The sequence below is a fragment of the Chitinophagales bacterium genome (genome assembly GCA_041392475.1).
In the GTDB taxonomy this organism is placed as follows: Bacteria; Bacteroidota; Bacteroidia; order Chitinophagales; family UBA2359; genus JAUHXA01.
Genome location: JAWKLZ010000003.1, coordinates 999679 through 1012370, shown reverse-complemented (window position 1 = coordinate 1012370; position 12692 = coordinate 999679). Strand labels below are relative to the sequence as shown.

Genomic DNA, 12692 nt, shown 5'->3' with positions numbered 1-12692 from the left:
CAGGAACGGAAACTTTGCCAACAATTTCCAATTTTGGCAACAGTTGGAGTGAGCATCGTTCAACTGTTGGCAAGGTTTCCAACCGTTGCCAAAGTTTCACTAAAATAAATCAAAAAAGAAAACATGAATCTTTTCGACGTATATCCATTATTTGACATCGAACCCATCAAGGGAGAAGGTTGCTATGTCTTTGACAAAGAAGGCAATCAATACTTAGATTTTTATGGTGGTCATGCCGTTATTTCGATAGGACACAGCCATCCACACTATGTCCAAAAAATTTCGGAGCAAGTCGCCAAATTGGGATTTTACTCCAATTCAGTACAAAATCCGCTGCAAATAGAATTGGCAGAAAAACTGGGCGAACTATCAGGCTGCAATGACTACGATTTGTTTCTCTGCAATTCGGGTGCAGAAGCCAACGAAAATGCCTTAAAATTGGCTTCTTTTCAAACAGGCAAAACCAAAATCATTGCCTTTGAAAAAGCCTTTCATGGGCGAACTTCAGCGGCGGTCAATATTACCGACAACCCCAAAATCAAAGCTCCTATCAACAAAACCTTTGAAGCAGAACTCCATGAATGGGGCAATTTGGACACTGTTGCAGATAGTCTGTTGGAGGGCGATGTGTGTGCGGTGATTATTGAAGGGATTCAAGGAATTGGAGGGATTCAAGTCCCAAAACTTGATTTTTTGGTGGGCTTATCTCGCCTCTGTAAAATGCACGATGTGGTCTTGATTTTGGATGAAATTCAGTCGGGTTATGGTCGAAGCGGCAAATTCTTTGCGTATCAATATGCTGACATTCAGCCTGATTTGATAACGATTGCAAAGGGAATGGGCAACGGTTTTCCGATTGGAGGAGTTTTGATTCACCCAAAATTTGAAGCCAAATATGGTTTGCTCGGCACTACTTTTGGCGGCAATCACTTGGCTTGTGCCGCAGGGATTGCAGTTTTAGATGTGTTGAAGCAGGAAAATTTGGTGGAAAATGCGGCAAAAACTGGGGAATATTTGATGGTGCAATTGAAGGAAATTGAAGGAATAAAAGAGGTGAGAGGAAGAGGTTTGATGATTGGTTTGGAGTTCGATTATCCTGTTGGCGATTTGCGTAAGCAATTGTTATTTGAGGAAAAGTTGTTTACAGGTTCTGCCTCCAATCCAAATGTGATTCGTTTGTTGCCGCCTTTGACCATTACGGAGCGAGTGGCAGATATTTTTGTGGGGATTCTATCGAAAGTCTTGGAAACTTCTTTCGTGAATTGAACACAGAGACACAGTGACACGGAGTTTTTTCTCTTGGATTTTGACTACAGTAGTTTACAAAACTACGGGAGTCTTATAGGAATCAAAAAACATCAATCAAGCATCAAAATCAACAATAAAAACCATGAACCATTTCACTTCAATAAAAGACGTTCCCAACCTTCAAAACTTACTTCAAACGGCCTTTGAAGTCAAGCGAAGCCCTTTTGCTGACACCAATTTGGGATTTGGGCGCACACTCGGTTTGATATTTTTCAACTCCAGTTTGCGAACCCGATTGAGTACCCAAAAGGCAGCGCAGAATTTGGGATTGAATGCCATTGTTTTGAATATCAACGAAGATGCTTGGAAAATCGAGACGGAGGATGGGGTGATTATGGACGGTGACAAGGCAGAACACATCAAAGATGCAGCAGCAGTGATTGGAGGATATTGCGACATTATCGGGATTCGTTCTTTTGCGACTTTTGAAGACAAAACGAAGGATTACCAAGATTTTGTGCAATCACAGTTTCAGAAATATGCAGGTGTGCCGATTGTGAGTTTGGAGTCTGCAACTCGTCACCCACTGCAATCTTTTGCAGATTTAATCACCATTGAAGAACACAAAACGACCGCCAAACCCAAGGTGGTTTTGACTTGGGCTCCACATCCAAGAGCCTTGCCACAAGCCGTTGCCAATTCTTTTACGGAATGGATGAAAGTCGCAGATGTGGATTTGACGATTACGCATCCGCATGGCTATGAGTTGGCAAATGAATTTTCGGAGGGGGTGAAAGTGGAGTATGACCAAGCGAAGGTCTTTGAAGGTGCGGACTTTGTGTATGCCAAAAACTGGTCGTCTTATTCGGATTATGGCAAGATTCTGCATCGAGAATTGGATTGGACGGTGACGGCTGATAAAATGGCTTTGACCAACAATGGAAAATTCATGCACTGTCTGCCTGTTCGTAGGAATGTGGTGGTGGCGGATGCGGTGATTGACAGTGCCAATTCGCTGGTTTTGGCGCAGGCGAAAAATCGGGTGGTGTCGGCGCAGACGGTGTTGAAGACCATGCTGGAGGGGATGTTTTGAGAATTGGGGTTTGAACAAGAACTTCTAGATGAAAAGGAACTCTATCAAGTGAAACTTTGCCAACAATTTTCAATTTTGGCAACAGTTGAACGGAACAGTAATCGCTCAACTGTTGGCAAGGTTGAAACCGTTGCCAAAGTTTTGCTACAAAAACAAACCAAAAATGCAACAACTAAACATTCTTAAAATCGGTGGCAATATCATCAACAATCCTTCAAAATTGGGTGCTTTCCTTCAAAAATTTGCAGCAATCGAAGGTTTGAAAATCTTGGTGCATGGAGGTGGACGTTCTGCAACGGACATTGCCGAAAAGCTGGGGATTGAAACCCAGATGGTGGGTGGTCGTCGGATTACAAGTGCCGAAATGTTGGAGGTAGTGACAATGGTTTTTGCAGGGGTGAATAAAGGTATAGTTGCCAAATTGCAGGGAATGAACTGCAATGCTTTGGGCTTGACGGGTGCGGATTTGAATTTGATTCAGGCGGTGAAAAGACCTGTGAAAACGATTGACTATGGGTTTGTGGGCGATGTCATTGGAGTGAATAGTCTGCAATTGAACAACTTATTGAAGCTGAACATCAGCCCAATTGTTGCGCCTTTGACGCACGACCAAAATGGGCAATTACTCAATACGAATGCGGACACCGTTGCAGCGAGTTTGGCGAAAGCAATGGCGGATTCTTATGAGGTGCGTTTGATTTATTGCTTTGAAAAAAATGGGGTGTTGTTGGATGTGGAAGATGATGCTTCTTTTGTTCCAAAGCTATCGGTTGAAGATTTTGAGGCATATCAAGCAGATGGAATTGTGAAGGATGGGATGGTTCCGAAATTGACGACTGGTTTTGAGGCATTGAAGGAAGGAGTGGCGAAGGTGGTGATTTGTTCAGCGGAGGGGTTTGATGAAGGGGATTTGAAGGGGACGGAATTGGTTTTGGGGAAATTCAAATACAAGAATCAAATGCAAAATAATTAACACGTTCAAGTCTCATGTCTTGAACAGGCTTAAAATCAAAATACAAAAATGAACACCACAACATACCCAACAATTGCAGCAACAAACACAACTTCTCCAAAATTGAAACAGGAGGTCATAGACCTATTGCAGCAATTGATTTCGACACCTTCTTTTAGCCGAGAAGAAAACGAGGTTGCCAATTTAATGGAGGCTTTTCTATCTGAGAGAGGTCTGAAAATCAACCGAAAAGGCAACAATGTTTGGGTGCGGAATGATGGTTTTGAAGTAGGGAAATACACGATTTTGTTGAACTCACATTTGGATACAGTCAAACCTGTGAAAGCATGGACTTTAGACCCTTTTGAGGCAAAAATAGCTGATGGAAAACTGTATGGTTTGGGCAGCAATGATGCGGGCGGTGCTTTGGTGAGTTTGTTGGCAACTTTTCTGCACTTCAATGGCAAAGCCGAGCTTCCCTTCAATTTGGTTTTTGCGGCATCGGCGGAGGAGGAAATTTCGGGCAGCAATGGCGTGGCGAGCATCATTGAGGATTTGGGAAAAATTGACTTGGCGATTGTGGGCGAACCTACGCAGATGCAAATGGCGGTTGCCGAAAAAGGGTTGATGGTCTTGGATTGTATGGCGGAGGGCATTGCAGGTCATGCGGCAAGGGAGGAAGGGGTGAATGCGATTTACAAAGCAATGCAAGATATTGAGCGCATCCAAAATTTTGAATTTCCTAAAAAATCGAACTTGTTGGGCGTAGTCAAATTGTCTGTTACTCAAATCAATGCGGGCTATCAGCACAATGTCGTTCCTGACCAATGTTCTTTTGTCGTGGATGTTCGCACCAATGAATTTTACAGCAATGCAGTGGTTTTGGGGATGTTGAGTGAGGTCTTGGAGAGCAAGGTAACAGCTCGTTCTTTGCGGCTCAATTCATCGGGCATTTCTTTGACACATCCGATTGTGAAGGCGGGTAAAAAAATGGGATTGAGTCATTTTGGTTCTCCTACCCTTTCTGACCAAGCTTTGATGCCCTTCAAAAGTATCAAAATTGGGCCTGGTAAATCTGCAAGGTCGCATACGGCGAATGAGTTTATTTATTTGGAGGAGATTGAGGCAGGAATTGATATTTATATAGAGCTTTTGGAGACGATGGACGGTGGATGATAGACGGTGGACGGCTGACGGAAATTGAACACAGAGGCACGGAGACGCAGAGTTTTTTTGCGGTAGAGGAAACCTTGTCAACAGTTGCAAACTTTGACAACGGTTGGAATGGTGATGAACCACTGAAGATTTTGGCTTACTGGACTTAGAAGTTGAACGCAGAGACACGGAGACGCAGAGTTTTTTTACAAAATACTTGAACACCCAAAAACAATTATCAACACAAAAACAACATATAATGACAGCAAGATTAATATTTCCTGACGGCAAAATTTTCTACGGAAAGGTATTTGCAAAAGGCGAAAGCTGCACTGCTGAAGTAGTCTTCAATACGGCAATGGTCGGCTATCAAGAGGTGTTGACCGACCCTTCCTATCGTGGGCAAATGGTAGTGATGACCTATCCGATGATAGGGAATTATGGCATCAACGAGGAAGATGTGGAATCCAAAGAGATTCATGTCAAGGCTTTGTTGGTCAAAGAGTATATTGATTTTCCCTCCAATTGGCGAAGTACTCAAACCTTGAAGCAGTATCTTGAAACGCACAATATCATGGGTGTTGAAGGATTTGATACAAGGGCAATTACCAAATACTTGCGTCAATTTGGAGCTGCAAAAGCTATTCTGACGACCTCCAATTTGCCTGTTGAAGAATTGATAGCAGACTTGGATGCGGCAAATTTGGTGTCGGATTTGGTGGCAGAGGTGAGTTCTGCAACTGTTTACCAACACATTTCGCTTCAAAAGAAAGCCTTGAAGGTGGCGGTTATTGACGGTGGGGTGAAACAAAATATCTTGCGAATTTTGGCAGATTTTGGTTGCAGTTATACCGTTTTTCCTTATGATGTGGCGGCACACGAAATTTTACTGCAAAACTTTGATGGTGTCTTGTTATCAAATGGTCCTGGTGACCCCAGAAATTTGACCCATCTGGCTAAAACAGTGAAGCAATTGGTGGGTAAACTGCCGATTTTTGGGATTTGTTTGGGGCATCAAATTTTGGGTTTGGCTTTGGGTGCAAAAATCGAAAAACTCAAATTTGGGCATCACGGCATCAATCACCCCATCAAAAACCTGCAAACGCAAGCAGTGGAAATCACCTCACAAAACCACAATTATGTGATTGCACCCAATTCCTTCAATGAGGAAAAAGTGGTAATTACGCACATCAACTTATTAGACAACACAATAGCAGGAATTCGACATACAGAATATCCTGCTTTTTCGGTTCAGTACCATCCTGAATCGGCTCCTGGTCCTTTGGATTCTCGTTATTTGTTTGAGGAATTTGTGGGGATGATGGAAGCATTTAAGACAAACCAAAAGCAGAAAGGGAAATATTTGAAGAAGGAAATGATGGTTTTGGTATAATTATACCGCTTTGAACAGGAATCTGCTACTTAAAGGAATTTTCAGCACTGAACACGAAATACCAACACCAATTGAGATTCCTTTTCGTAATCCATTATTGTTCAAGGCTATACATCCACTCAACTGTTGGCAAGGTTTTCAACCGTTGCCAAAGTTTCGTTTATTCAACAATCATAATATCTCCATGAAACGAACCGACTTACATAAAATCCTAATTATTGGTGCAGGTCCCATTGTCATCGGACAAGCCTGCGAATTCGATTATTCTGGCACACAAGCCTGTCGTGCATTGAAGGAAGAAGGGTATGAAATTGTTTTGGTGAATTCCAATCCTGCGACCATCATGACCGACCCCGCAACTGCCGACCATATTTACATCGAACCTTTGGATGTGGAAGTTTTGACGAGCATCATTGACAAAGAACGCCCCGATGCGTTGTTGGCAACTTTGGGTGGGCAAACGGCATTGAACTTGGCGACCGAATTGTCGGAACAAGGCATTTTGGAGCGTTTTGATGTGGAGTTGATTGGCGCATCCGTTGAAGTGATTGAACGTGCCGAAAGTCGGGAAACGTTTAAGGTAATCGCTCAAAGTATTGGTTTGGAGGTCGCTAAGTCTTTTACGGTCAAGACGAGTGCAGAAGCCCAAAAAGCGGTGGCTAAATTGGGTTTTCCCTGTGTGATTCGCCCTTCTTATACGCTTGGTGGAACGGGTGGCGGAATTGCCTATAATCAGCAGCAATTCACCAAAATAGCTACACAAGGTTTGACGGATAGTTTGACCACAGAGGTATTGATTGAAGAATCGCTTTTGGGCTGGAAGGAGTACGAAATGGAGGTGATTCGGGACAGAAAGGACAATGTAATTATTGTTTGTTCGATGGAAAATGTGGACCCAATGGGCGTGCATACAGGCGACTCGATTACAGTTGCGCCTGCTCAAACTTTGACGAATCGGGAGTTTCAGAAAATGCGGACAGCTTCAATAGAAATCATTCGTGCGATTGGAGTAGAGACAGGTGGCTGCAATGTGCAATTTGCGGTGAATCCTGAAAATGGGCGAATGATTGTCATTGAAGTGAATCCTCGTGTGTCGAGAAGTTCGGCATTGGCTTCAAAGGCAACGGGTTATCCAATTGCCAAGTTTGCTGCAAAATTAGCGGTGGGTTATACTTTGGATGAACTGGAAAACGATATTACCCGAAAAAACGCTTGTTTTGAGCCTTCGATTGATTATTGTGTGGTCAAAATTCCTCGCTTCAATTTTGATAAATTTCCTGAAGCGGATACGACTTTGGGTACTGCAATGAAGGCGGTGGGTGAAATTATGGCGATTGGACGAACTTTTAAGGAGGCTTTGCAGAAGGGGATGCGGTCGATGGAGTTTGAGGTGAAAACGTCGCCGAATCCTTCGGATGTCAGCGAGTTTTCGGAAAGTGAATTTTTGGAGGTTTTGAAGGATAAATTGAAGCGTCCGAATGCGGAACGGTTGTGGTATGTTTTTAAGGCTTTTGAGTTTGGAGTGAGTTTGGAGGAAGTGTACGATTGGACGAGAATTGATAGGTGGTTTTTGTATCAGGTGAGGCAGTTGACCTCCCCTATCCCCTCCGAAAGAGGGGGACTTTCTCAATCTTTCATCTTTGATGAAAGTGAAGGAGGGGTATTAGAGATAGGATATGACACAATAGTTAAGGAGAATTTAAAAATAAAGTCCATTCGTGAGAATGGCGTAAAGCTCCCCTCTTGGGAGGGGCTGGGGGTGGATTACACACTTCGAGAACTCAAACAACTCGGTTTTTCTGACCTTCAAATTGCGAATCTTTTGAAGACAACGGAAGATGAAATTAGGAGTTTGCGAAAAGAATTGGGTATTCTGCCGACTTACAAATTGGTCGATACTTGTGCAGGAGAATTTGAAGCCTATACGCCTTACTACTATTCGACCTACGAAGACGAAGATGAATCGGTGGTGACGGACAAGAAAAAGGTAATGGTCATTGGAAGTGGTCCAAATCGAATTGGGCAGGGAATCGAGTTTGACTACTGTTGTGTTCATGCTGCAATGGCATCGAGGGCAGCGGGTTATGAGGTGATTATGGTCAATTCCAATCCCGAAACGGTGTCAACGGATTTTGATGTGTCGGACAAATTGTACTTTGAACCGATTACATTTGAGGATGTGCTGAACATCTATGAAAAGGAACAACCTGAGGGGATTATCCTGCAATTTGGGGGGCAAACTCCGCTGAACTTGGCTGCAAGATTGGCGGCTTCGGGGGCGAATGTGTTGGGGACAAGTCCGAAAAGTATTCACCAGGCGGAAGACCGAGATGCGTTTCAGGCTTTGTGTCGTGAACTGCAAATCAGGCAACCGCTCAATGGGATTGCCTATTCTTTTGAGGAAATGAAAGAGGCGGTGGTGAAATTGGGTTATCCTGTGATTGTGCGCCCATCGCATGTGTTGGGGGGCGCAAGGATGAAGGTGATTTACAATGACGAAGCTCTCGAAAAATACATTCAGCAGCAGGATGCGAGCTATCCTATTTTGGTGGAATCGTTTTTGGAGGATGCAGTGGAGATTGATGTGGATGCTCTGGGCGATGGCTCGGATTGTGTGATTGCAGCGATTATGGAGCATGTTGAACCTACGGGGATTCATTCGGGTGATTCGGCTTGTGTTTTGCCAACTTATTCGATTTCTGAGGAGATGCGTTCGCAAATTGAAGTGGCGACCAAACAGCTTGCCAAAAGTCTGCAAATCATTGGTTTGATGAACATACAGTTTGCGGTGAAAGACGAGGAATTGTACATTATTGAGGTAAATCCGAGGGCTTCAAGGACGGTGCCTTTTGTGAGCAAGGCGACGGGTATTCCGTGGGGGAAATTGGCTACGGAGGTGGTTTTGGGTAAAAAAGTAATGAATTTGGAGATTGGTGAAGATGGCTCAAATGGGCGTTGGGCGGTTAAGGAGGTGGTGTTTCCCTTCAATAAATTTGCGGGGGTGGACATTGCTTTGAGTCCTGAAATGAAGTCGACGGGTGAGGTGATGGGAACGGATGCAGATTTGGGTTTGGCGTTTTATAAGGCACAATTGGCGGCTTATACTCGTTTGCCGATTGAGGGGAAGGTGTTTGTGGATGTGCCTGTGCATAAACGGCTTGCGGCTGCTCCAATCGTGGAAAAATTGAAGGAATTGGGTTTTGAGGTTTTTGATGGAGATTTGCAGGTGGCTTTTGATTTGTTGGAAAATGGGGAGCTTGCTTTGTTGTTGCAATTGCCTTTTGATGGAGAATCGGAAGCAGCAGTTCGGTTGCGTAGAAAGGCGTTTGATGCGAGGGTGGCTGTGGTGACGACTTTGAGGGGGATGGAATTGGCGGTTTTGGGGATTGAAGCTTATCAAAAAAGAGGGGAATTGGGGGTAGTGAGTTTATAGAAATACATACTTTTCTACTGGATTTTGAGTTAGAATGGTTGTATGAAACCTTTAAAATCTCAAAATAGCACCAAATGAAAACGGCAATTCTTGGAGTCCTCATCGTACTGTGTTTTGGTTTTGGTCAAAACCAAAATGATACACCAACTAAAAGCGATTTTGACTGTGTTCTAACAGCTTCCAAACAAATCTATTCTTTGGAGGAAGTTCCTGAATTTCAGGTATCCATTGTTAATAATAGTGGTAAAGATGTCTATCTGATAGGGAGTTTGGATGGTTCTGATGTGAAATTCAGAATGCCTTTTTGTTATTTTACTTTGGAGAAGCCAAAGATAGATTCTATTCGTGATTTTGGGCGTTGCGGAATGGTGGATTTTTTATCAGAAAAGGATTTCATTTTTGTACCTTCTGGTAAATCATTTAATCCTTTTCACAATACAAATGGCAGTAGGTTTTGGTATCCATACGAAATAGGAAGACCAGAACATTTTAGAAATTTGGGAGTCTATCGGATTACTTTTCACTATACTAGCAATTCATCAGAATTGGAGGATTTTCTTGGAACACCTTTTTTTGGAGCAGGAGAAAAGACACCTTTGCGGAAATTGAGAAAGTTGTTTAAAAAAACGCCTAAAATTGAACTCCAAAGTAATACAGTTGAGATTGAGATAGTTGAATGAGTTGTTTATGGAGACCAACATTGTGATACTTAAAACCTCCTTATCCTCAGGACTCTCAAACTCCACCCAATCTGTCCAACCTCTAGAAATTTGACCATTTGAAGCTAAAATGTCGAAGGCATAAAACAAGCATTTTATTGGTGAACAAACCGTTTCCTAGCAACAACTCTATTTTTTTCATCATAAGCAACGATTTATCACAGAAATCATTCGGCTCATAGATATTTTTAGTGGAGGAGTTAAATATTTTTGTAGTTTACTTTTCAGAGCATACTAATTTCCAAACACTCCATATCTTCAAGCATAAACTACAAAAGTCTCATTCCACTAAAATCCTCGATGAACCAATAACATTCTTTAAAGAAATATTGTTTCTGCCAAAAATAAATGAACAAAACTTCTAATCAACCCCTTTACCCCAACCAATTCCAAACCATCTCCTTCCCAAATTTCGTCATAATAGATTCAGGGTGAAACTGTACACCTTTCACATCCAGCGTTCGGTGCGACAAAGCCATCACCACCCCATCCGTACTTTTCGCCGTCACCTCCAGACATTCGGGAAAACCCTCCGCTGCTACCGCCCAAGAATGATACAAACCCACCTCCACCACATTCGGCAAACCCCGAAACAAATAATCACCCTGCTGCAAAATCTCCATCGGCTTCACAATCCCGTGGATCACCCGTTCAAAATTGAACAAAGTCGCACCATAATATTCAGCAATCGCCTGATGCCCCAAACAAACACCCAAGATAGACTTCTCACCCTCAAACCGTTGCAAAATTTCATACATAATCGGAGCTTCCGAAGGTAAACCAGCACCAGGCGTAAAAAGCACCTTGTCATAGTCCGCTACTTCGTCCAGCGAACATTCATCATTTTTCACTACCTTCCACTGACATTTGCCAAATTGTTCAATTAGTTGAACCAAATTGAAGGTAAAAGAGTCATAATTGTCGACAATGAGAACTTTCATAGCAAGGAAATGAAAATCTAAATGAAAAATGCAGCACTTGTTCTAATTCAGTATAAACGCCAATAGAAATAGCACACAAAGATACATGATAAACAAAGCCATACAACAAATGAACGCTTACGGAGAAAGTCAAATCCCGTTTCTGTTCATCATTGACTTCGAACTGCAATGCCCCATTGTGTTGCCATTAGACGAGGTGAATCCCAAAGAGATACAATTCCATTTCCCCTTCCTCCTTCTAGCTCCTTCCGAAAGGAAGAGAGAGCTTTTTTCTGTCAAGAATTCCCCCTCCTTTTCGGAGGGGCTTAGGGGGAGATTGCAGTTCACCAAACATCCCATGCCCTTCTCCCAATACCAAAAAGCCTTCCACCAAGTCCAACAAGAAATCAACTTTGGCAATTCTTACCTGCTCAACCTCACCTTTCCAACACCCATTGAAACCAACTTAAGCCTTCAAGAAATATTCCAATATAGTCAAGCCAAATACAAACTCTATCTTCAAAATCAATTCGTTGTATTTTCACCCGAAACCTTTGTAAAAATCCAAAACGGTCAAATCGCCTCCTTTCCAATGAAAGGAACAATTGACGCAGCCATCCCCGATGCCATTGAGCAGATTTTGGCAGACGAAAAAGAAAAAGCCGAACACCACACCATCGTCGACCTCATCCGCAACGACCTCAGCATGGTTTCCAAAAACGTGCGGGTAGAATCTTTTCGCTACATTGAAGAAATCCAAACCCATGAAGGTACATTGCTGCAAGTCAGTTCCAAAATTGTTGGTGATTTAGCTCCAGATTACCCTTCAAAAATTGGCGACCTACTCTTTACCTTACTTCCCGCAGGTTCTATTAGCGGTGCACCCAAACGCAAAACCATCGAAATAATTCAAGCTGCCGAAAACTATACAAGGGGTTATTACACAGGCATTTTTGGGTATTTTGACGGGCAAAATCTGGACAGTGCGGTGATGATTCGTTTCATCGAAAAAGACAAAAATGGACAACTTTACTTCAAAAGCGGAGGCGGCATCACCAGCCTCAGTCAAGCCGAAACCGAATACCATGAACTCATCAAAAAAGTCTATGTACCCATCTCCCCTACTCCTCGAAACCATTCAGTTCAAGAACCGCCAATTACAGAATCTGCTCTTTCACAACCAACGCTTTAACCACAGTCGCAGTCAATTGTTGGGCCTTGAAGCAAAGGAAGATTTGGCAAATTTGATTGTCCTACCCGACTATTTAGACCAAAATCAAACCTATAAATGCCGCATTTTGTACGACACCCACATTCACCACATCGAATTTGTGCCTTATACCTTGCGGCAAATTCAAAGCCTTCAATTGGTTTATGCCAATGAACTTGATTATTCCTATAAATTTGCAGATAGAACTGCCCTGCAATCTTTACTGCAAAAAAAAGGCACAGCCGATGATATTTTAATCGTCAAAAATGGTTTGATTACCGATTCTTCCTATTCCAATGTCGCCTTCTTCGATGGGCTGCAATGGTTTACCCCTTCCCTCCCACTGCTTGCAGGCACTCGGCGTGCCTATTTATTGCAGCAAAATATCTTGACAATTGCAGACATTCGCCCAAGCGATTTGAAGAATTTTGAGAAAGTGAGGTTCATCAATGCCATGATGGATTGGGAGGAAAGCATTGAATTGAAGGTCGAAAAGATCTTCAATTAAGGCAAAAAATTGACATTCAAGTATTTTCACCACAAAAATTTCATTCTATAGAAAAGTGAAC

At 42.7% G+C, this 12692-nt stretch carries 11 protein-coding genes; 10 read left to right on the top strand and 1 reads right to left on the bottom strand.

Translation table 11 applies throughout. The annotated features are described in order from the left end of the window. The first annotated feature begins 123 nt into the window (after positions 1-123). From R3E32_26790 to R3E32_26755, 8 genes are all read left to right on the top strand, one after another. Positions 124-1266 (top strand): aminotransferase class III-fold pyridoxal phosphate-dependent enzyme, encoded by a 1143-nt coding sequence (locus R3E32_26790; protein ID MEZ4888365.1) that lies wholly within the window; start codon positions 124-126, stop codon positions 1264-1266. A gap of 124 nt (positions 1267-1390) precedes the next feature. Beyond that, entirely contained in the window at positions 1391-2341 is a 951-nt protein-coding gene (locus R3E32_26785) for an N-acetylornithine carbamoyltransferase (GenBank protein ID MEZ4888364.1), read from the top strand. 163 nt (positions 2342-2504) lie between these two features. Then, the gene (argB, locus tag R3E32_26780; GenBank protein ID MEZ4888363.1) at positions 2505-3314 is read left to right on the top strand and encodes an acetylglutamate kinase; all 810 of its coding nucleotides are present in this window, start codon (positions 2505-2507) and stop codon (positions 3312-3314) included. A 48-nt stretch (positions 3315-3362) separates the two neighbouring features. Next, positions 3363-4469: a M20 family metallo-hydrolase gene (locus R3E32_26775; GenBank protein MEZ4888362.1), complete on the top strand. Its 1107-nt coding sequence runs from the start codon at positions 3363-3365 to the stop codon at positions 4467-4469. After that, complete coding sequence (locus R3E32_26770) at positions 4466-4618, top strand: hypothetical protein (protein MEZ4888361.1); 153 nt, start codon at positions 4466-4468, stop codon at positions 4616-4618. Before R3E32_26775 ends, R3E32_26770 begins: the two co-directional genes overlap by 4 nt. Before the next feature lie 89 nt (positions 4619-4707). Then, positions 4708-5841, top strand: coding sequence for a glutamine-hydrolyzing carbamoyl-phosphate synthase small subunit (gene carA, locus R3E32_26765; GenBank protein MEZ4888360.1), 1134 nt, complete (start codon positions 4708-4710; stop codon positions 5839-5841). Positions 5842-6025: 184 nt separating this feature from the next. Then, positions 6026-9274, top strand: a complete 3249-nt coding sequence (gene carB, locus R3E32_26760; GenBank protein ID MEZ4888359.1) for a carbamoyl-phosphate synthase large subunit — start codon at positions 6026-6028, stop codon at positions 9272-9274. Between the two features lie 74 nt (positions 9275-9348). After that, complete coding sequence (locus R3E32_26755; GenBank protein ID MEZ4888358.1) at positions 9349-9954, top strand: hypothetical protein; 606 nt, start codon at positions 9349-9351, stop codon at positions 9952-9954. Between the two features lie 413 nt (positions 9955-10367). Here the strand turns inward: R3E32_26755 and R3E32_26750 are convergent, their stop codons facing one another. Beyond that, complete coding sequence (locus R3E32_26750; protein MEZ4888357.1) at positions 10368-10934, bottom strand: aminodeoxychorismate/anthranilate synthase component II; 567 nt, start codon at positions 10932-10934, stop codon at positions 10368-10370. 109 nt (positions 10935-11043) lie between these two features. Here R3E32_26750 and R3E32_26745 point away from each other — a divergent pair, with 109 nt between their 5' ends. After that, on the top strand, positions 11044-12105 hold the full coding sequence (locus R3E32_26745) for an aminodeoxychorismate synthase component I (protein ID MEZ4888356.1): 1062 nt from the start codon (positions 11044-11046) through the stop codon (positions 12103-12105). Continuing rightward, on the top strand, positions 12020-12631 hold the full coding sequence (locus R3E32_26740; GenBank protein ID MEZ4888355.1) for an aminotransferase class IV: 612 nt from the start codon (positions 12020-12022) through the stop codon (positions 12629-12631). The genes R3E32_26745 and R3E32_26740 overlap by 86 nt, the downstream gene beginning before the upstream one ends. The last annotated feature ends 61 nt before the right edge of the window (positions 12632-12692 follow it).

Bases quoted from the DNA above. Each gene is read 5' to 3' on its own strand.
- R3E32_26770 (MEZ4888361.1), top strand. From the start codon at position 4,466: ATGATAGACGGTGGACGGCTGACGGAAATTGAACACAGAGGCACGGAG.
- carA (MEZ4888360.1), top strand. From the start codon at position 4,708: ATGACAGCAAGATTAATATTTCCTGACGGCAAAATTTTCTACGGAAAG.
- R3E32_26790 (MEZ4888365.1), top strand. From the start codon at position 124: ATGAATCTTTTCGACGTATATCCATTATTTGACATCGAACCCATCAAG.
- R3E32_26745 (MEZ4888356.1), top strand. From the start codon at position 11,044: ATGAACGCTTACGGAGAAAGTCAAATCCCGTTTCTGTTCATCATTGAC.
- R3E32_26775 (MEZ4888362.1), top strand. From the start codon at position 3,363: ATGAACACCACAACATACCCAACAATTGCAGCAACAAACACAACTTCT.
- R3E32_26785 (MEZ4888364.1), top strand. From the start codon at position 1,391: ATGAACCATTTCACTTCAATAAAAGACGTTCCCAACCTTCAAAACTTA.
- R3E32_26755 (MEZ4888358.1), top strand. From the start codon at position 9,349: ATGAAAACGGCAATTCTTGGAGTCCTCATCGTACTGTGTTTTGGTTTT.
- R3E32_26740 (MEZ4888355.1), top strand. From the start codon at position 12,020: ATGTACCCATCTCCCCTACTCCTCGAAACCATTCAGTTCAAGAACCGC.
- argB (MEZ4888363.1), top strand. From the start codon at position 2,505: ATGCAACAACTAAACATTCTTAAAATCGGTGGCAATATCATCAACAAT.
- carB (MEZ4888359.1), top strand. From the start codon at position 6,026: ATGAAACGAACCGACTTACATAAAATCCTAATTATTGGTGCAGGTCCC.
- R3E32_26750 (MEZ4888357.1), bottom strand. From the start codon at position 10,934: ATGAAAGTTCTCATTGTCGACAATTATGACTCTTTTACCTTCAATTTG.